Annotated in this window: 28 protein-coding genes; 27 read left to right on the top strand and 1 reads right to left on the bottom strand. The window is 65.6% G+C overall.

Annotated features, from left to right (window positions below; all coding sequences use genetic code 11):
- Positions 1 to 11: 11 nt before the first annotated feature.
- The 27 genes from rplB to rplQ all read left to right on the top strand — a co-directional run bounded on the left by rplB (position 12) and on the right by rplQ (position 17,316).
- Positions 12 to 848 (top strand): 50S ribosomal protein L2, encoded by an 837-nt coding sequence (rplB, locus tag G6016_RS03770; protein WP_182631366.1) that lies wholly within the window; start codon positions 12 to 14, stop codon positions 846 to 848.
- A 14-nt stretch (positions 849 to 862) separates the two neighbouring features.
- Positions 863 to 1,144, top strand: coding sequence for a 30S ribosomal protein S19 (gene rpsS, locus G6016_RS03765; RefSeq protein ID WP_007628126.1), 282 nt, complete (start codon positions 863 to 865; stop codon positions 1,142 to 1,144).
- On the top strand, positions 1,141 to 1,569 hold the full coding sequence (gene rplV, locus G6016_RS03760) for a 50S ribosomal protein L22 (RefSeq protein ID WP_182631365.1): 429 nt from the start codon (positions 1,141 to 1,143) through the stop codon (positions 1,567 to 1,569). Before rpsS ends, rplV begins: the two co-directional genes overlap by 4 nt.
- Complete coding sequence (gene rpsC, locus G6016_RS03755; protein ID WP_182631364.1) at positions 1,570 to 2,388, top strand: 30S ribosomal protein S3; 819 nt, start codon at positions 1,570 to 1,572, stop codon at positions 2,386 to 2,388. It abuts the gene before it with no gap.
- A 2-nt stretch (positions 2,389 to 2,390) separates the two neighbouring features.
- Positions 2,391 to 2,807, top strand: coding sequence for a 50S ribosomal protein L16 (gene rplP / locus G6016_RS03750; RefSeq protein ID WP_182631363.1), 417 nt, complete (start codon positions 2,391 to 2,393; stop codon positions 2,805 to 2,807).
- Entirely contained in the window at positions 2,807 to 3,037 is a 231-nt protein-coding gene (gene rpmC, locus G6016_RS03745) for a 50S ribosomal protein L29 (protein ID WP_182631362.1), read from the top strand. The genes rplP and rpmC overlap by 1 nt, the downstream gene beginning before the upstream one ends.
- Positions 3,034 to 3,330 (top strand): 30S ribosomal protein S17, encoded by a 297-nt coding sequence (rpsQ, locus tag G6016_RS03740; RefSeq protein ID WP_338403502.1) that lies wholly within the window; start codon positions 3,034 to 3,036, stop codon positions 3,328 to 3,330. The genes rpmC and rpsQ overlap by 4 nt, the downstream gene beginning before the upstream one ends.
- 172 nt (positions 3,331 to 3,502) lie before the next feature.
- Complete coding sequence (locus G6016_RS03735; RefSeq protein WP_241729710.1) at positions 3,503 to 4,945, top strand: alpha/beta hydrolase; 1,443 nt, start codon at positions 3,503 to 3,505, stop codon at positions 4,943 to 4,945.
- 145 nt (positions 4,946 to 5,090) lie between these two features.
- On the top strand, positions 5,091 to 5,459 hold the full coding sequence (gene rplN, locus G6016_RS03730) for a 50S ribosomal protein L14 (protein ID WP_182631360.1): 369 nt from the start codon (positions 5,091 to 5,093) through the stop codon (positions 5,457 to 5,459).
- A 1-nt stretch (position 5,460) separates the two neighbouring features.
- Complete coding sequence (rplX, locus tag G6016_RS03725) at positions 5,461 to 5,775, top strand: 50S ribosomal protein L24 (protein ID WP_182631359.1); 315 nt, start codon at positions 5,461 to 5,463, stop codon at positions 5,773 to 5,775.
- Positions 5,776 to 5,777: 2 nt separating this feature from the next.
- Positions 5,778 to 6,350, top strand: a complete 573-nt coding sequence (gene rplE / locus G6016_RS03720) for a 50S ribosomal protein L5 (protein WP_182631358.1) — start codon at positions 5,778 to 5,780, stop codon at positions 6,348 to 6,350.
- A gap of 272 nt (positions 6,351 to 6,622) precedes the next feature.
- Positions 6,623 to 7,021: a 30S ribosomal protein S8 gene (gene rpsH, locus G6016_RS03715; RefSeq protein WP_182631357.1), complete on the top strand. Its 399-nt coding sequence runs from the start codon at positions 6,623 to 6,625 to the stop codon at positions 7,019 to 7,021.
- Positions 7,022 to 7,033: 12 nt separating this feature from the next.
- Positions 7,034 to 7,570 (top strand): 50S ribosomal protein L6, encoded by a 537-nt coding sequence (gene rplF / locus G6016_RS03710; protein WP_182631356.1) that lies wholly within the window; start codon positions 7,034 to 7,036, stop codon positions 7,568 to 7,570.
- Positions 7,571 to 7,572: 2 nt separating this feature from the next.
- Positions 7,573 to 7,968: a 50S ribosomal protein L18 gene (gene rplR / locus G6016_RS03705; RefSeq protein ID WP_241729709.1), complete on the top strand. Its 396-nt coding sequence runs from the start codon at positions 7,573 to 7,575 to the stop codon at positions 7,966 to 7,968.
- Positions 7,969 to 8,011: 43 nt separating this feature from the next.
- Entirely contained in the window at positions 8,012 to 8,668 is a 657-nt protein-coding gene (rpsE, locus tag G6016_RS03700; RefSeq protein ID WP_182631355.1) for a 30S ribosomal protein S5, read from the top strand.
- Positions 8,669 to 8,670: 2 nt separating this feature from the next.
- Positions 8,671 to 8,853 (top strand): 50S ribosomal protein L30, encoded by a 183-nt coding sequence (gene rpmD / locus G6016_RS03695; protein WP_182631354.1) that lies wholly within the window; start codon positions 8,671 to 8,673, stop codon positions 8,851 to 8,853.
- Positions 8,854 to 8,855: 2 nt separating this feature from the next.
- Positions 8,856 to 9,302: a 50S ribosomal protein L15 gene (gene rplO, locus G6016_RS03690; RefSeq protein ID WP_182631353.1), complete on the top strand. Its 447-nt coding sequence runs from the start codon at positions 8,856 to 8,858 to the stop codon at positions 9,300 to 9,302.
- 197 nt (positions 9,303 to 9,499) lie between these two features.
- Complete coding sequence (gene secY / locus G6016_RS03685; protein ID WP_182631352.1) at positions 9,500 to 10,822, top strand: preprotein translocase subunit SecY; 1,323 nt, start codon at positions 9,500 to 9,502, stop codon at positions 10,820 to 10,822.
- A 52-nt stretch (positions 10,823 to 10,874) separates the two neighbouring features.
- Entirely contained in the window at positions 10,875 to 11,420 is a 546-nt protein-coding gene (locus tag G6016_RS03680) for an adenylate kinase (RefSeq protein WP_182631351.1), read from the top strand.
- 8 nt (positions 11,421 to 11,428) lie between these two features.
- Complete coding sequence (map, locus tag G6016_RS03675; protein WP_182631350.1) at positions 11,429 to 12,232, top strand: type I methionyl aminopeptidase; 804 nt, start codon at positions 11,429 to 11,431, stop codon at positions 12,230 to 12,232.
- Between the two features lie 118 nt (positions 12,233 to 12,350).
- Positions 12,351 to 13,634, top strand: a complete 1,284-nt coding sequence (locus G6016_RS03670; RefSeq protein ID WP_182631349.1) for a lipase family protein — start codon at positions 12,351 to 12,353, stop codon at positions 13,632 to 13,634.
- A gap of 121 nt (positions 13,635 to 13,755) precedes the next feature.
- The gene (gene infA / locus G6016_RS03665; protein WP_006554587.1) at positions 13,756 to 13,977 is read left to right on the top strand and encodes a translation initiation factor IF-1; all 222 of its coding nucleotides are present in this window, start codon (positions 13,756 to 13,758) and stop codon (positions 13,975 to 13,977) included.
- A 168-nt stretch (positions 13,978 to 14,145) separates the two neighbouring features.
- Positions 14,146 to 14,514, top strand: coding sequence for a 30S ribosomal protein S13 (gene rpsM / locus G6016_RS03660; protein ID WP_182631348.1), 369 nt, complete (start codon positions 14,146 to 14,148; stop codon positions 14,512 to 14,514).
- Positions 14,514 to 14,921, top strand: a complete 408-nt coding sequence (gene rpsK, locus G6016_RS03655) for a 30S ribosomal protein S11 (RefSeq protein WP_182631347.1) — start codon at positions 14,514 to 14,516, stop codon at positions 14,919 to 14,921. Before rpsM ends, rpsK begins: the two co-directional genes overlap by 1 nt.
- Positions 14,922 to 14,943: 22 nt before the next feature.
- Positions 14,944 to 15,549, top strand: a complete 606-nt coding sequence (gene rpsD / locus G6016_RS03650; protein ID WP_182631346.1) for a 30S ribosomal protein S4 — start codon at positions 14,944 to 14,946, stop codon at positions 15,547 to 15,549.
- Positions 15,550 to 15,655: 106 nt separating this feature from the next.
- Positions 15,656 to 16,690 carry a DNA-directed RNA polymerase subunit alpha gene (locus G6016_RS03645; protein ID WP_182631345.1) on the top strand — a complete coding sequence of 345 codons (1,035 nt, stop codon included), beginning with the start codon at positions 15,656 to 15,658 and terminating at the stop codon, positions 16,688 to 16,690.
- Positions 16,691 to 16,725: 35 nt separating this feature from the next.
- Positions 16,726 to 17,316, top strand: a complete 591-nt coding sequence (gene rplQ, locus G6016_RS03640; protein WP_182631344.1) for a 50S ribosomal protein L17 — start codon at positions 16,726 to 16,728, stop codon at positions 17,314 to 17,316.
- A gap of 95 nt (positions 17,317 to 17,411) precedes the next feature.
- Here rplQ and G6016_RS03635 read toward each other — a convergent pair whose 3' ends face one another.
- Positions 17,412 to 18,347: an SGNH/GDSL hydrolase family protein gene (locus G6016_RS03635; protein ID WP_182631343.1), complete on the bottom strand. Its 936-nt coding sequence runs from the start codon at positions 18,345 to 18,347 to the stop codon at positions 17,412 to 17,414.
- Positions 18,348 to 18,602: the final 255 nt, after the last annotated feature.

Below are 18,602 nucleotides of genomic sequence, written 5' to 3'. Positions count from 1 at the left end.
GAGAGAACCTCATGGCTATCCGCAAGTACAAGCCCACGACCCCCGGTCGTCGCGGCTCGAGCGTCTCGGACTTCGCCGAGATCACCCGCTCGACGCCCGAGAAGTCGCTGCTGCGCCCGCTGAACAAGTCCGGCGGTCGCAACGGCCACGGCCGTATTACCACCCGTCACAAGGGCGGTGGGCACAAGCGTCAGTACCGTGTCATCGACTTCCGTCGTAATGACAAGGACGGCGTGCTCGCCACCGTGGCGCACATCGAGTACGACCCGAACCGCACCGCGAACATCGCTCTGCTGCACTACGCAGACGGCGAGAAGCGGTACATCCTGGCCCCGCGCAACCTCAAGCAGGGCATGAAGGTCGAGTCGGGCGTCAACGCCGACATCAAGACCGGCAACAACCTCCCGCTCCGCAACATCCCCGCCGGCACCATGGTGCACGCGGTGGAGCTGCGTCCGGGTGGTGGCGCCAAGATGGCTCGTGCCGCCGGCGCTGGTATCCAGCTCCTCGGCAAGGAAGGTGCCTACGCCTCGCTGCGTATGCCCTCCGGCGAGATCCGTCGAGTCGACGTCCGTTGCCGGGCGACGATCGGCGAGGTCGGCAACGCCGAGCAGATCAACATCAACTGGGGTAAGGCCGGCCGCATGCGGTGGAAGGGCGTCCGCCCGACCGTCCGTGGTGTGGTCATGAACCCCGTCGACCACCCGCACGGTGGTGGCGAGGGCAAGACGTCCGGTGGACGTCACCCCGTCAGTCCGTGGGGCCAGCCCGAGGGCCGGACCCGCAAGCCCAACAAGGCGAGCGACAGTCTCATTGTCCGTCGCCGTCGCACCGGCAAGAAGCGCTAAGGAGGGAAACTAGGATGCCTCGTAGTCTCAAGAAGGGTCCGTTCGTCGACGAGCACCTCCTCGCGAAGGTGGACGTGCAGAACGACAAGGGCACTCATCAGGTCATCAAGACCTGGTCGCGTCGCTCGACGATCCTGCCCGATTTCATCGGACACACGTTTGCCGTTCATGACGGCCGTAAGCATGTGCCCGTGTTCGTGTCCGACTCGATGGTGGGTCACAAGCTCGGCGAGTTCGCGCCGACGCGCACGTTCAAGGGGCACATCAAGGACGATCGGAAGAGTAAGCGTCGATGAGCACTGATACCCAGCAGAACGAGCAGCAGGCCGATCAGAAGCTGACGGCCCGCGCTACCGCCAAGTTCGTCCGCGTCACGCCCATGAAGGCGCGTCGTGTGATCGATCTGATCCGTGGTAAGGACGCCTCCGACGCACTGGACATCCTGCGGTTCGCCCCGCAGTCCGCCAGTGAGCCGGTTGCCAAGGTCCTGGCCTCCGCGATCGCCAATGCCGAGAACAACCTCGACCTGGATCCCCGGACCCTGGTCGTCTCGACGGCCTACGCCGACGAGGGCCCGACGCTCAAGCGGTTCCGTCCGCGTGCACAGGGTCGTGCGTTCCGCGTGCGTAAGCGCACGAGCCACATCACCATCGAGGTGACCAGCGTGCCCGATAAGGCCGGTGCCGGCCGGGGACGTCGTAACCAGGGAGGTGCCCGCTAAATGGGACAGAAGATTCAGCCGCACGGCTTCCGTCTCGGCATCACCTCGGACTGGACGTCCAAGTGGTATGCCGACAAGCAGTACGCCGACTACGTCGCCGAGGACATCAAGATCCGTGAGCTCCTTTCCAAGGGCATGGAGCGCGCCGGGATCTCCGGTGTGGACATCTCGCGTACCCGTGACCGGGTGCACGTGGACATCCACACCGCCCGTCCGGGCATCGTGATCGGTCGTCGTGGTGCCGAGGCCGACCGTCTGCGTGGCGAGCTCGAGAAGCTCACCGGCAAGCAGGTCCACCTCAACATCCTCGAGATCAAGAACACCGAGGCCGACGCCCAGCTCGTGGCGCAGGGCATCGCCGAGCAGCTCACGAACCGTGTGGCCTTCCGCCGCGCGATGCGTAAGGGCATCCAGTCGGCCATGCGCCAGCCGCAGGTCAAGGGCATCAAGGTGGTCTGCTCCGGTCGTCTCGGCGGCGCCGAGATGTCCCGGTCCGAGCGCTACCACGAAGGACGCGTTCCTCTTCACACCCTTCGTGCCGAGATCGATTACGGCACCTACGAGGCCAAGACGACCTTCGGTCGGATCGGCGTCAAGGTGTGGATCTACAAGGGTGACGTCGTCGGCGGCCGTCGCGAGTCCGACCAGTACGCCCAGTCCAGCAACCGCGGCGGTGGCGACCGTGGCCCGCGCCGTGAGCGTGGGGCTGGCCGCCCGCGTCGCTCCGGCGCCCAGGGCACCACGGCCACGAGCACTGAGACCGGCCGCGCCGGCTCGACTGCTGCGGCCGAGGCTCCCGCAGAAAACAAGGAGGCCTGACAGTGCTGATTCCCAAGCGCGTCAAGCACCGTAAGCAGCACCACCCCGGTCGTAAGGGTGGGGCCAAGGGCGGCACCAAGGTGACGTTCGGTGACTACGGCATCCAGGCTCTCGAGCCCGCCTACATCACCAACCGTCAGATCGAGTCCGCGCGTATCGCCATCAACCGCCACATCAAGCGTGGCGGCAAGGTGTGGATCAACATCTACCCGGACCGTCCCCTGACGAAGAAGCCCGCCGAGGTTCGAATGGGTTCCGGTAAGGGCTCGGTCGAATGGTGGGTGGCCAACGTGAAGCCGGGTCGCATCCTGTTCGAGATGTCGTACCCGAACGAGGAGACCGCTCGCGAGGCCCTTCGCCGTGCGCAGCACAAGCTCCCCTGCAAGACCCGCATCGTCACCCGAGAGGAGCAGTTCTGATGGCTAGTGGAATCACCGCCCCCGAGCTGCGCGAGCTCGACGCCGATGCGCTGACCGAGCGTCTTCGCGAGGCCAAGGAGGAGCTGTTCAACCTGCGGTTCCAGATGGCCACCGGTCAGCTGACCAACAACCGTCGCCTGCGTGTCGTTCGCCACGACATTGCACGCATTTACACCGTCATCCGCGAGCGTGAGCTCGGGCTGTCGGCGGCGCCGGGTGATGCCAAGTGAGCGACAAGGAAGCAGTTGTGACTGAGTCAACCGAGAGCACGGAGCGCAACAGCCGCAAGGTGCGTATCGGCTACGTCGTGTCCGACAAGATGGATAAGACCATCGTCGTCGAACTCGAGGACCGTGTGAAGCACCCGCTGTACGGCAAGATCATGCGTCGTACCGAGCGGGTCAAGGCCCACGACGAGACCAACACCGCCGGCACCGGCGACCGGGTGCGGATCATGGAGACCCGCCCGATCTCGGCCAACAAGCGGTACCGCCTCGTCGAGGTGCTGGAGCGGGCCAAGTAAGCCGTTCCCCTCGATAGATCGGCCCGGTCCCGGAATCTTTCCGGGGCCGGGCCGATCGCTATTTTCCTATGGCACCGGCACTACGCGGACAACGAGGAATGCAGGAGTGACACACTTTACGCGTATTGTGTCATTCGTTCGCATGCACCTTAAGTCACGACAGGAGCGGCACATGGCAGCGATTGAGCCCTCAGCCCCCGACATCCGTAAGCGCCGGCGAATCGCAATGCGCTCCGCGGCGATCGCAGTCACCGCGTCAGTCGCCGCGCTCGGCCTTGTCTCCGCCCCTACAGTCCAGGCGCAGAGCGCCGGCTCGGGAACCGTGGATCCGGAATCAGTCGATCCGAGTGTGGCACCGGGCAGCCTGTTCGGCGCACCGTCCCTCAGCCTGGCGGGACTGACCCAGATCGGCGCCCCGATTCCGCTTACTGCCGTCCTCGGATCCCTCGGAGCGGTCGGCTCCGCCGACTTCGCCCGTCCCGGGAGCACGGGCACCATGTCAGGCGAGCCACTGGCCGTTCGCGATGACGCGATCACTGCATCGACGGTGCTGTCGGTTGATCCGATGTTCCCGAATTCGACCAACGAGGCCGACCGTCGCGCCGAGGTATGGACCGTCACATCGGAGTCGATGCAGCGGAAGGTGCGGGTCGAGGTGTATCGGGCGCCGGCCGGGGTCGACGCTCCCAACATGTACTTCCTCGACGGCGTGGGAAGTGAAACCCCCTCCGGCTGGAGTGGCGGCATGGGGTGGGGGGACCCACAGATCCGTGAACGCAAGGTCAATGTCATCGCGCCCACCGGTGCCCCGTCCTCGATGTGGAGCGACTGGGAGAAGGATGACCCGATCCTGGGCCCGAACAAGTGGGAGACGTTCCTCGTCGAGGAGCTTCCTCCACTACTGAAGGCAGGACTCGAGGACCGCTCGGAGCCGCTCGCCCACAACGGGGGCTGGGGGGTTCTGGGAGTGTCGATGGGGGCGGCGTCCGCACTGCACCTCGCGAACAGATATGACATGTTCGGCGGGGCGGCCGGCGTCAGCGGCGCCTACACCACGACCGACGACCTCGGTTACCAGTACGCGCGGTTGACAGTCTCCGCGCGGGGCGGCGAGGTCACCAACATGTGGGGCCCGCGGAACTCGGACTCGTGGATCGAACACGACACCGTCGCCGACCCGTCGGGACTGGAGGGGAAGGCGGTCTATCTCAGCGCCGCCACCGGACGTGTCGGCTCGAGTGAGCTCGGCCGATTCGGCAGCGACACGATGATTCTTCTCGACGGGCACATCCTCGAGAAGGGGTCGTACGAGAGCACCCGTGCACTGCAGGGAGCCCTGGCGACCGTGCCCGGTGTCGACCTGAAGACGAACTACATGCCGACCGGCATCCACAACTGGCCGATATTCGTCACGGAAATGCTTCCGGGAACTGATCACGTTCTGTCCGGGCTGAAGCCCCCCGTGAGTAACTTCAGGACGACCACCGGGGCAGTGGGGGACCGGTCCGAAGGCTCAACCGGGTCGTCGTCGTCAAATTCTCTTGCCTCTTCGGGTTCGACCGGATCGACCGGATCGGCCGGTTCAACTGGTTCCCTCGGATCCAGCGGGAACTGACGACAATTTGGGTGATGGGGGTTCCGCACCCTACACTGGAGCAGTTGCCCGAGCTGGAGGTATCCCTCACGGCTGCCGGGCGGCATGACCGCGTGCGTCGGGTCGGTATCCGGCGCACATATGAACAGACCTGGTCAGGAGAACCATGATCCAGCAGGAGTCGCGGCTGAAGGTCGCCGACAACACGGGTGCCAAGGAGATTCTCTGCATCCGCGTTCTCGGTGGATCCAAGCGCCGTTACGCGGGCGTCGGTGACATCATCGTCGCGAGCGTGAAGGACGCCATCCCCGGTGGCAACGTCAAGAAGGGCGAGATCGTCAAGGCGGTCATCGTGCGCACCGCCAAGGAGCGCCGGCGCCCGGACGGCTCGTACATCAAGTTCGACGAGAACGCCGCCGTCATCATCAAGAACGACAACGACCCGCGTGGAACGCGCATCTTCGGGCCCGTCGGCCGCGAGCTGCGCGACAAGAAGTTCATGCGCATCGTCTCGCTGGCTCCGGAGGTGCTCTGACATGAAGGTCCACAAGGGCGACACCGTCCTGGTCATCTCGGGCAAGGACAAGGGCGCCAAGGGCAAGGTCATCCAGGCCTTCCCGGCGCAGCAGAAGGTCCTCGTCGAGGGCGTCAACCGCATCAAGAAGCACACCTCCAACTCGGCTGCCGAGCGTGGCGCCTCCTCCGGTGGCATCGTCACCCAGGAAGCCCCGATCCACGTGTCCAACGTGATGGTCGTCGACGCTGACGGCACCCCGACCCGGGTCGGAATCCGCACAGACGAGAACGGCAAGCGTGTCCGTGTCTCGCGCAAGACCGGGAAGGACCTGTGACCATGACTGATACCGCTCTTCCCGCTGGTTACGTCCCGCGCCTCAAGACCAAGTACCGCGACGAGATCAAGAAGTCGCTGAACGAGACGTTCGAGTACGAGAACGTCATGCAGATCCCGGGCGTCGTCAAGGTCGTCGTCAACATGGGTGTGGGTGACGCTGCACGCGACGCCAAGCTCATCAACGGCGCGATCAACGACCTCACCCTGATCACCGGTCAGAAGCCCGAGATCCGCCGCGCCCGCAAGTCCATCGCGCAGTTCAAGCTCCGCGAGGGCATGCCGATCGGCGCCCGCGTCACCCTCCGTGGTGACCGCATGTGGGAGTTCCTCGATCGACTGACGACCGTGGCGCTTCCGCGAATCCGCGACTTCCGCGGCCTGTCCGGCAAGCAGTTCGACGGACACGGCAACTACACGTTCGGCCTCAACGAGCAGACCATGTTCTACGAGATCGACGTGGACAAGGTCGATCGCCCCCGCGGCATGGACATCACGGTCGTCACCACGGCGACCAACAACGAAGAGGGTCGGGCGCTGCTCAAGCAGCTCGGCTTCCCCTTCAAGGAGGACTGACCCCCTCCGCGGCCGGACCGGCCGTCCTCGTCGGGGCCTCGCGCGCAGCGAATCCCCGGCGACGGGCAGACGGCCCAGTCGTCTGGTCGCCCACGGTGAGAAGAGCACCGGAGGCGGCGGGACACCCGGAGCGCCCCACGGGGACTCCGGGCCCCACACAAGAGAACATTCGCACTCTTCGTGATAGGCCCACGACGGACCTCGCCGACCCACAGGTCGGCGAGCGGACGTGTTGCATGGGAACCGTTACGAGAAAGGAACATGGTCCATCCATGTCGATGACCGATCCCATCGCGGACATGCTGACGCGTGTGCGTAACGCCAATTCGGCGTTCCACGAAACCGTGTCCATGCCGCATTCCAAGCTCAAGGGCAACATCGCGGCGATCCTCAAGCAGGAGGGCTACATCGCCGATTACGCCGTCACCGACGCCGAGGTGGGCAAGAAGCTCACCATCGACCTCAAGTACGGCCCGTCGCGCCAGCGCAGCATCCAGGGCATCAAGCGCATCTCCAAGCCGGGACTGCGCGTCTACTCCAAGTCGACCGAGCTGCCCAAGGTCCTCGGTGGCCTCGGCGTCGCGATCATCTCGACGTCGCAGGGCCTGCTGACCGACCGTCAGGCGAACAACAAGAAGGTGGGCGGGGAAGTCCTCGCCTACGTCTGGTAAGGGGGGCGAGAAATGTCACGTATCGGCAAGGCTCCGATCAACGTCCCGTCCGGTGTCGACGTCAAGGTCGACGGCCAGACCGTCACGGTCAAGGGCCCCAAGGGTGAGCTCACCCAGGTCCTGCCCGACCCCATCTCGGTGAACCTCGAGGACGGCACCCTCACGGTGATCCGTCCCGACGACCACCGGGACAACCGCTCCCTGCACGGTCTCTCGCGCTCCCTGGTCAACAACATGGTCGTGGGTGTCACCGAGGGCTACAAGCAGGACATGGAGATCTTCGGCGTCGGTTACCGCGTCGTGGCCAAGGGCAAGGACCTCGAGTTCGCGCTCGGCTACTCGCACCCGGTGCCGGTGACCGCCCCCGACGGCATCACCTTCGCCGTCGACGGTGCCACCAAGTTCTCGATCTCCGGTATCGACAAGCAGCAGGTGGGCCAGATCGCCGCCAACATCAAGCGTCTTCGGAAGCACGACCCGTACAAGGGCAAGGGCATCCGTTACGCAGGCGAGCAGGTCCGTCGCAAGGTCGGAAAGACGGGTAAGTGATCATGAGCAGCACCAAGAAGCGTTCCCCGCTGGGTACCGATGTCTCGACCGCTCGTCGGGAGGGCCGTGCCCGGCGCCATTACCGCCTCCGCAAGAAGGTCTCCGGTACGCCGGAGCGTCCGCGGTTGGTCGTGAACCGGTCCTCGCGCCACATCCACGCCCAGATCATCGACGACCTGGCCGGCCGTACCCTGGCCGCCGCGTCGACCATCGAGGCCGATGTCCGTGCTCTCGAGGGCGACAAGAAGGACCGCAGCGCGAAGGTCGGTCAGCTCCTGGCCGAGCGCGCCAAGGCCGCAGGTATCGACGCGGTCGTGTTCGACCGTGGCGGTAACCGCTACCACGGCCGGATCGCGTCTCTCGCCGACGCCGCCCGCGAGGGTGGGCTGGAGTTCTGATGATCAACACCACTGCACTGACCGCTAATGGAAGGACCGTCTGATGCCGGGACGTCAGCGTCGTGACGGCGGAAGCAACGGGCCCGCCGCAGACAACAAGAACACCAACGACAACGCCCAGGGGCGCGGCAACGACCGCGGCCGTGGTCGGGGCCGCGACGACCGTCGCGGCCGCGACGAGGAGAAGTCGCAGTACATCGAGCGCGTCGTCACCATCAACCGTGTCTCCAAGGTCGTGAAGGGTGGTCGTCGCTTCAGCTTCACCGCCCTCGTGATCCTCGGTGACGGCAACGGCATGGTCGGCGTCGGATACGGCAAGGCCAAGGAAGTTCCCGCGGCCATCCAGAAGGGCGCCGAGGAGGCCCGGAAGAACTTCTTCCGTGTGCCGCTCATCGGTTCCACCATTCCGCACCCGATTCAGGGTGAGGAGGCCGCCGGTGTCGTCATGCTCCGTCCGGCCTCGCCCGGTACCGGTGTCATCGCCGGTGGCGCCGCTCGCGCGGTGCTGGAGTGCGCCGGCGTCCACGACATCCTGTGCAAGTCGCTGGGGTCGGACAACGCCATCAACGTGGTTCACGCCACCGTGGCCGCGCTCAAGGGCCTGCACCGTCCGGAGGAGGTCGCGGCACGTCGCGGCCTGCCGATCGAGGACGTCGCGCCTGCGGGCATGCTCCGCGCGCGTGCCGGACAGGGGGCCTGATCATGGCTAACCTCAAGATCACCCAGGTCCGTGGGACCGTCGGGACCAAGAAGAACCAGCGGGACTCCCTGCGTACGCTCGGCCTCAAGGGCATCCGGAAGACGGTTGTGCGTGAGGACAACGCGCAGACCCGGGGTCTCATCAACGTCGTGAACCACCTCGTCGTGGTCGAAGAGACGGAGTGAGCATGACCATCAAGTTGCACCACCTGCGCCCGGCGCCCGGTGCCCACACCGACAAGACCCGCGTGGGTCGTGGTGAGGGTTCGAAGGGCAAGACCGCCGGCCGCGGCACCAAGGGCACCAAGGCCCGCAAGAACGTCCCCGCCGGGTTCGAGGGCGGCCAGATGCCGATCCAGATGCGTCTTCCGAAGCTCAAGGGCTTCAAGAACCGCAACAAGGTCGTCTTCCAGGTCGTCAACGTGTCCGACATCCAGCGTCTGTTCCCGGAGGGCGGCCAGGTCGGCGTCTCCGAGCTCGTCGCCGCGGGCGCCGTTCGCAAGAACGAGCCGGTCAAGGTTCTCGGTGACGGAGAGATCTCCGTGGCCGTGACCGTGGCCGTCGACAAGGTTTCCGCATCGGCCAAGAGCAAGATCGAGGCTGCCGGCGGAAGCGTGTCGGAGGCCGGGGCCTGATTCCCCGAACGGCCCCGAAGTGGGCCGACGACGGGTGCAGGGGTCGGATCCGAGACTCTCGGATCCGGCCCCTGCGTTCGTCTTGATAGAGTTTTCCCGTTGTGCGTTTTCGAGACGTGATCGGCATTGACGTCACGTCCAGACGCATCTGATCTCGACGACAGGCGGCCACGCGCCGTCCATGACCAGGAGGACATGTGCTCTCCGCACTCGCGTCCGCGATCAAGGACAGTGACCTGAGGAAGAAGATCTTCTTCACGCTCGGGATCATCATCCTGTACCGGATCGGCGCACAAATCCCGTCGCCAGGCGTCGACTACCCCAAGCTCCGCGGGTTGCTTGACACTGCGATGACAGGGGAGAACGCGCAGCTGTACTCGCTGGTCAACCTGTTCTCCGGTGGCGCGCTACTGCAGCTTTCGGTGTTCGCGATCGGCATCATGCCGTACATCACCGCGAGCATCATCGTGCAGCTGCTCACCGTGGTCATCCCTCATTTCGAGCAGTTGAAGAAGGAGGGACAGTCGGGTCAGGCGAAGATGACGCAATACACGCGTTATCTCACCATCGCCCTGGCGGTCCTCCAGTCCTCGGGCATCGTCGCCCTCGCCGACCGTGGACAACTCCTGGGTAACGGCCAGTCCGTCCTCATGGACAACGAGATCATCACGCTCGTCACCATCGTGATCGTCATGACCGCGGGTGCCGCCCTCGTCATGTGGTTCGGTGAGCTCATCACCGACCGGGGCGTCGGCAACGGCATGTCGCTGCTCATCTTCGCCGGTATCGCCTCGCGTATCCCGGCTGAAGGCATGAACATCTACCAGAACTCGTCGACGATGAAGTTCGCCGCCGTGATGTTCGCCGTCGTCCTCATCGTCGTCGCGGTCGTCTTTGTCGAGCAGGGCCAGCGTCGTATTCCGGTCCAGTACGCCAAGCGCATGGTCGGCCGTCGCCAGTACGGTGGTACTTCCACCTACCTGCCGCTCAAGGTCAACCAGGCTGGCGTCATCCCGGTGATCTTCGCGTCGTCGCTGATGTACGTTCCCATCCTCATCACCCAGTTGGTTCAGGGTCCTGATGCCAGCGGTGACGGATGGTGGCAGCGCTACGTAATGCAGCACCTGCAGAACCCGTCGAGTTTCGGCTACATCATCGCGTACTTCGCCCTGATCATCTTCTTCTCGTACTTCTACGTCGCCATCCAGTTCGATCCGATGGAGCAGGCGGAGAACATGAAGAAGTACGGCGGCTTCATCCCCGGCATCCGACCGGGTCGACCGACCGCCGAGTATCTGGGCTACGTCCTCAACCGCATTCTGCTGTTCGGCTCGCTGTACCTCGGTCTCATCGCAGTGCTCCCGAACATCTTCCTGGACATGGGCAGCGGGGGTGGAGATCTCCAGAACATGCCGTTCGGTGGTACCGCCGTGCTCATTATGGTTTCCGTGGGTCTCGACACCGTGAAGCAAGTCGAGGCACAGCTGATGCAGCGCAACTACGAGGGCTTCCTCAAGTAGACGCTCACCACAACGAGCAAGTACACACCTTTAAGAAAGGCTGGTCTCCACCATGCGTCTCGTCCTCCTCGGCCCTCCCGGCGCCGGCAAGGGAACTCAGGCAGCGCTTCTGTCCGAGAAGCTCGGAGTGCCGCACATCTCGACCGGCGACCTGTTCCGCGCGAACATCTCGCAGGGCACGGATCTCGGCAAGGAGGCGAAGTCGTACATCGATGCGGGCAACCTTGTTCCGGCCGACGTCACGAATCGCATGGTCAAAGCCCGGATCGCCGAGCCCGATGCCACCGAGGGGTTCCTCCTCGACGGCTACCCCCGCAGCGTTGAACAGGCCGACGCACTCAAGCTGATGCTGGATGACGCCGGAACCTCCCTCGATGGTGTCCTGGAGTTCCGTGTCGATGAAGACACCGTTGTGAAGCGCATGCTGGCTCGTGGCCGCGAGGACGACACTGAAGACGTGATCCGTAATCGCATGTCGGTCTACCAGTCCGAGACCGCGCCGCTGCTCGAGTACTACGCAGAGCAGGTGTCGACCATCGACGCCGTCGGTGAGGTCGAAGAGATCAACGCTCGTGCCCTTTCCGCGCTCGGGCGCTGACGAATCACGTGTTCGGTAGATCCCGCAAGGGAGCAGTCACGGCTCGCACTTCCGGCGAACTCGACGCGATGGAGGCGGCCGGGCGGATCGTCGGCCGCGCCCTGATCGCCGCCCGGGACGCGGCCGTTCCGGGTGCGACGACCGCCGATCTCGACGAGATCGTCGAGCAGTTGATCCGCGACGCCGGAGCAGTGCCGTCGTTCAAGGGGTACGAGGGATTCCCGGGTTCCATCTGTTCGTCGGTGAACGATGTCGTGGTGCATGGGATCCCGGGGCGAGAAACAACGCTGGCCGAGGGCGACCTCGTGTCGGTCGACTGCGGCGCGATTCTCGACGGATGGCACGGCGATTCAGCCTGGTCATTCGGGGTCGGGGAGCTGCAGTCGGACGTGCAGGCGCTCAACGACGCGACCCGTGAGGTTCTCGCCGAAGGGATGCTCGCGATGCGGCCGGGAAACCGTCTGACGGATGTCTCGTACGCACTTGAGGTAGCCACACGCCGCGCTGAGGAACGGCACGGTATATCTCTGGGGATCGTCGACGGCTACGGCGGTCACGGCATCGGTCAGGAAATGCATGAATGGCCCTTCCTCGCGAATGAAGGGAAGGCTGGTCGCGGCCCCAAACTCCAGGAGGGCTCGGTTCTCGCCATCGAGCCGATGCTCGTACTCGGTGGGGAGACCGACACCCGGACGCTGTCCGATGACTGGACCGTTGTGACAGTCGACGGATCACCCGCGGCCCATTGGGAGCACACGGTCGCGGTCACCGTGGACGGCCCGAGGATTCTCACCCCACGTCCGCAGGACTGACTTCCATCCTGGTCGCCGACAATCGGCGTCAGTGACCAGGGGGACGGCGCCAATCTCCTGGTGGCCCGGTTATCGTATGCGTATCCGAATGGTCCGGCCTTCTTCGAAAGGTGTTGGCATGGCTTCTCGCCCCAGCGCTCCTGAATTCCCGGCTCGTCTGATCGGAATCGGGGTCGCCGTGCTAACCGCCCTGGCGCTCGTGACAGGGACACTTCCGGCGGTGAAGGTACCCACGGCGGCGGCGCAGTCCGTGGCGGACGACGCGGGCGGGTCAATCATGGCGCCGCAGGGCCCCGGCCCGCTCTACCGTGTCGACCCCCAGGTGCTGTCCGATGCTGCGCTGGGGCAGGTGATCAACTCCCACCCCGCATCGATGCCGGCCTTCGCGGGATACGGCGTCACGGCCATCGCTTACCGATCGACTGACACCGATGATCGCCCGATGCTCGCGACCGCGACGGTCGTGCGTCCGCACAACGCGAGGCCGAATGGGCCGGTCCTGAGCTATCAGCATTACCTCAACGCGTTGGGGCAGGGGTGTGCCCCCACCCAGACCCTCGTCAACCCGACCCTGGAAACGGTTCAGGACAATGCGATGGCGTTCCTGCGGTACCAGCTGGACCGTGGCTGGACGGTCATCATCCCCGACCACCTCGGCCCCAAGGTCGCGTACCCCGGCGGTCGACTGTCGGCACGGATCGTCCTCGACGGGATGAGGGCAGTTCGCGACGACCCGCGCTTCGACTCCCGACACAGTCGATTCGGTGCCCTCGGTTATTCGGGCGGTGGGATCGCCAGCGCCTGGGTGTCACTTCTGCACGACGACTACGCACCGGACGTCAATCTGGTCGGCGTCGCCCAGGGCGGTATTCCGACCGACATGACCACGATGGCACGCATGATCGGAAACGGCCCGCATCCGGCCTTCGGGCTGGCCTTCGCGGCCGCGGTGGGCATGGCACGCGAATACCCGGACGAGATCCGGCTAGAGGAGAAGCTGACCCCGGAGGGGTGGGCGCTGTACAACAGTGTTCGGGATCGGTGCACCGCCACCCTGATTACCCGGGGTGCGCTCAAATCGGTTCCGATGGTTCTGGCCGGCGGGGACATCATGGCCGAACACGGACTCCTGCACGCTCTCGCGGACAACAGCATCCGGCTGAGCGACGACGTCCCGCGCGTCCCGGTCTTCATGTGGCACTCCGGGACCGATCCGCTGGTGCCGTTCTGGGATGCCGAGGACACGGCCAAGAGGTATTGCCGTGAGGGGACTCCACTGACCTGGGAGCCGGGGATGGCGCCGGAACATCTCCTCGGTGCGGTCGAGAAACTGCCGGCGGCGCTCGGGTGGTTGCAACAGCGGTTCGACGGTGTGCCAGCCGCGACAGCCTGCTATCACTGAGCCGGTTCGTCCCGATTGGCGCAGAGTGGCGCACTGACGTAGGCTTATACGTCGGTGTGCCCACCAGTGCACCATAATCCGGTAGACGTCACCCGGGGAATCGTGGAGGACCGTAACCAGCATGGCAAAGAAAGACGGAGCCATCGAGGTCGAGGGCCGTGTCATCGAGCCGTTGCCGAACGCAATGTTCCGCATCGAACTCGAGAACGGGCATAAGGTACTCGCCCACATCAGCGGGAAGATGCGGCAGCACTACATCCGCATCCTTCCGGAGGATCGCGTCGTCGTGGAGCTCTCGCCCTACGACCTGACGCGTGGCCGGATCGTCTACCGCTACAAGTAAGACAGCTCAACTCCCTGAACCAGCCGCCGGGCCCCTCGTGGGTGCGGCGGGTTCATACCCTCGGTTGCGGAGGCCGGGGCCCCGATCGGATCGCTCATCGTGAGATGACCGTCCGGGATGGGGATGGTCGGGGAGCAGACCTACCGCACGACGAAAGAGACACGCCACATGGCACGCCTTGCCGGCGTTGATCTCCCACGCGACAAGCGCATGGAGATCGCGCTCACCTACATTTTCGGCATCGGTCGCACCCGGTCGCTCGAGATCCTGGAGCGTACGGGCATCGACCCGAACCAGCGCACCAAGGACCTCACCGATGAGCAGTTGACCGTCCTTCGTGACGACATCGAGGGTAACTACAAGGTGGAGGGTGACCTCCGCCGCGAGATCCAGGGCGACATCCGCCGGAAGATCGAGATCGGTAGCTACCAGGGACTGCGTCACCGTCGTGGACTTCCGGTCCGCGGACAGCGCACCAAGACCAACGCCCGCGGCCGTAAGGGCCCGAAGAAGACCGTCGCCGGAAAGAAGAAGTAATGCCCCCCAAGTCACGCGCTGCGGGCCCCAAGAAGTCGGGTCGTCGCAGGGAAAAGAAGAACGTCGCCCACGGGCAGGCTCACATCAAGAGCACGTTCAACAACACCATCGTTTCGATCACCGACCCCACCGGTGCCGTCCTGTCCTGGGCGTCCTCCGGTCACGTCGGCTTCAAGGGCTCGCGTAAGTCGACGCCCTTCGCCGCCCAGCTTGCCGCTGAGAACGCTGCCCGCAAGGCGCAGGAGCACGGCATGAAGAAGGTCGACGTCTTTGTCAAGGGCCCCGGTTCGGGCCGTGAGACCGCGATCCGTTCGCTCCAGGCCGCCGGCCTCGAGGTGGGCACGATCTCCGATGTCACCCCCCAGCCCCACAACGGCTGCCGTCCGCCCAAGCGGCGTCGAGTCTGAGCCGGAAGGAACGTAGAGAACAATGGCACGTTACACCGGTCCAGTTACCCGCAAGTCGCGTCGTCTTGGCGTGGACCTCGTGGGTGGAGACACCGCATTCGAGCGTCGGCCCTTCCCGCCCGGCCACCACGGCCGTGCGCGGATCAAGGAGTCCGAGTACCGCCTCCAGCTGCAGGAGAAGCAGAAGGCCCGCTTCACCTACGGCGTCATGGAGAAGCAGTTCCGTCGTTACTACGAGGAGGCGAACCGTCGCGCCGGCAAGACCGGTGAGAACCTCCTCCAGATTCTCGAGTCGCGTCTCGACAACGTCGTCTACCGCGCGGGACTCGCGCAGACGCGTCGTCAGGCTCGTCAGCTCGTGAGCCACGGGCACCTGATGGTCAACGACCAGAAGGTGACCATCCCGAGCTACCGCGTCTCGCAGTACGACATCATCGACGTTCGTCCCAAGTCCACCAAGATGGACTGGTTCGAGATCGCCCAGGAGACCCTCGGCGAGCGTCCCGTCCCGGCGTGGCTGCAGGTGGTTCCGACGAACCTCCGCGTCCTCGTCCACCAGCTCCCCGAGCGCGCCCAGATCGAGGTGCCGCTGCAGGAGCAGCTGATCGTCGAGCTCTACTCGAAGTGATCTGTCCTCCACCGTCGCCGGGTGGGCCGCGCCACGCAGCCCACCCGGCGACGGTGGGTTCCCACGGCGTCAAATAGCGGGCGCCGAGAATCGAAAGAGGTAGTACATGCTCATCTCCCAGCGGCCTACCCTGACCGAAGAGGTCATCTCCGAGAGCCGGTCGCGCTTCGTGCTCGAGCCTCTCGAGCCGGGCTTCGGCTACACCATCGGCAACTCGCTGCGTCGCACACTGCTGTCGTCCATCCCGGGCGCGGCCGTGACCAGCATCCGGATCGAGGGTGTTCTCCACGAGTTCACCACCGTTCCGGGCGTCAAGGAGGATGTCACCGACATCATCCTGAACCTCAAGGGCCTGGTCGTGTCGTCCGTCGAGGACGAGCCGGTCACCATGTACCTCAAGAAGCAGGGCCCGGGCCCCGTCACCGCCGGTGACATCGTCCCGCCCGCCGGCGTCGAGGTGCACAACCCGGATCTGCACATCGCCACCCTCAACGAGAAGGGGCGCCTGGAGATCGAGCTGGTCGTCGAGCGGGGTCGCGGTTACGTCCCCGCCGGGCTGAACAAGGACGCGGGTCACGAGATCGGCCGGATCCCGGTCGACTCGATCTACTCGCCGGTCCTCAAGGTGACCTACAAGGTCGAGGCCACCCGTGTGCACCAGCGCACCGACTTCGACCGTCTGGTCCTGGACGTCGAGACCAAGAACTCGATGACCGCCCGTGATGCCCTGGCGTCCGCCGGTAAGACCCTCGTGGAGCTGTTCGGGCTCGCCCGTGAACTCAACGAGGAGGCGGAAGGCATCGAGATCGGGCCCAGCCCGGCCGAGGCCGACCACATCGCCGCCTACGGCATGCCCATCGACGACCTGGATCTGTCGGTCCGGTCCTACAACTGCCTCAAGCGTGAGGGCGTCCACACCGTGGGCGAGCTCGTCGCGCGCAGCGAGTCGGACCTGCTCGACATCCGCAACTTCGGTCAGAAGTCGATCGACGAGGTGAAGGTCAAGCTCGTCGAGCTAGGCCTGTCGCTCAAGGACGCGCCCCCCGGATTCGATCCCGCCTCGGTGGCCGGCTATGACGCCGAGACCGGGACCTGGACCGATGACGGCAGCGAGGATTACGCCGAGACCGAGCAGCTCTGACGAGCGTTCGGCACATAAATTCCTAGGAGAATCTGATGCCCAAGCCCAAGAAGGGCGCCCGCCTCGGCGGATCCGCCGCCCACCAGCGGCTCATCCTCTCGAACATGGCCACCCAGCTGTTCGAGCACGATGCCATCCGTACCACCGAGACCAAGGCCAAGCTGCTGCGCCCGTACGCGGAGAAGCTGATCACCAAGGCTCGTCGTGGCACGCTGGCCGACCGTCGCGAGGCCGCCAAGGTCATCCGCGACAAGGATGTGCTGCACAAGCTGTTCGCGGAGATCGGCCCGCGTGCCGCGAACCGTGACGGTGGCTACACCCGGATCGTCAAGCTCGAGAACCGCAAGGGCGACAACGCGCCCATGGCGATGATCGCGCTCGTCACCGAGGAGCTCGCCTCCTCCGAGGCATCGCGCGCCACCCGCGCCGCCGCCTCGAAGAAGGCCGCCGAGAAGACCGAGACCGAGACCGAGGAGAAGTCCGAGGTCACCGCTGAGGCCGAGGCCAACAGCCCGGTCGCGGACCAGGTCGAGGCCGCCGACGACGCCGAGGTCGAGGCCGCTGCCGAGACCGCCGAGGCCGTGTCCGAGGACACGACCCACGCCGACGACGCCGACAAGGCCTGATCCACCCCCGGATCACCCTTGCAGGGCCCCGTCACCGCATCACGCGGAGGCGGGGCCCTCGTCGTTTCCGGAGCCGCGCCAGATCACCCCGTGGATCAGAACGTAGCGATCACGGCCTCGGCCATCGCCCGCTGCCCGGCACCCGTGGGATGCATCGGGTGCGAGGAGGTCTCGTGGCCGGTGAAGTCGGTGTACCGCCCGGCCACGGGTGCGCACGCGTGGTGCTCTTCCGCGCCCGGCGGCATCACGAACGTGGCCCCGGCCCGCGCGGCCGCCTCGCCGGTGATCGTGTTGATCCGTTCGGTGATCTCCCGAACCCACGTCACGTCCTCGGGACTCATCCCGGAGACGAAGTCGCAGAACCCGTGCGCGGGCACCAGCGGCATGTAGGCCGTGGTGATGACGCGTGCCTCGGGCGCACGCTCGCCGATGCCCCGGTACACCTCGTCGAGAGAGGCGGGCAGGGCGTCGAGGGCCTGCGAGACGGTCTCGCCCAGGCGGTCGTGGCAGGTGCCGTCGGCGGCGTCGCGCGACGTGCGTCCGATGCACTGCACTATCGCGCCGAACTTCATGTCATTGCCGCCGATCGACAGGGTGACCAGGTCCGTGTCGGCGGTGAGCGCGTCGAACTGGGGCGGGGTATCGGCCATCTGGGCCTGCGTCATGTCGACGGTGGTGGCGCCGCCGCAGGTGGCATCGACGAACTCGCCGATGGCGGGGGCCTCGGCGATGAGCGACGGGTAACCGCTGGTGGAGCGCATGCACGCCGCGGGGCCGGTGGTGGGGTCGACAGAGCCACCGAACGCGGCAAACGAGTCACCGAGCGCCACGTAGCGGCCGAACTCCTCGGCGCCGGCCTGGTTCGTCGACGACGAGTCCCGGTCGGTGGCGGGGTGGGTGGTGGCGTTGTCGTCGTCGTCGGATCCGGAACAGGCCCCGAGCGCGAGGGTGAGGGCGGTGGCACCGGTGACCAGCGCGGCGCGACGCGCGAGGTGGCCGGACGAACTATTTGACGACGACGACAACAACATTCACCCATCCTGCCCCACCCGCCCGCGTGCGTGGCGCCGTGTTGGCTCCCAGGCGCAGGACACCGGATTTCCCGGGCAGGGCGCTGTGCGGGCAGGGCGCAGCGCGGGCGTCGACGTCCGGGGCTGCCCGTGTGGCGTGCGGGCGCGGGCGTCGTCTAGCGTCTGTAGGCCGTGAGCACCCGCCGGATCCGACTCGATGTGGCCTATGACGGAACAGATTTTTCCGGCTGGGCCCGCCAGCCCGGGCTGCGGACC

The sequence above is a fragment of the Dietzia aerolata genome (assembly GCF_014144865.1).
GTDB classification, from domain to species: Bacteria; Actinomycetota; Actinomycetes; order Mycobacteriales; family Mycobacteriaceae; genus Dietzia; species Dietzia aerolata.
Note: the sequence above shows the minus strand (reverse complement) of the source record. Positions and strands in the feature narration are given on the sequence as shown.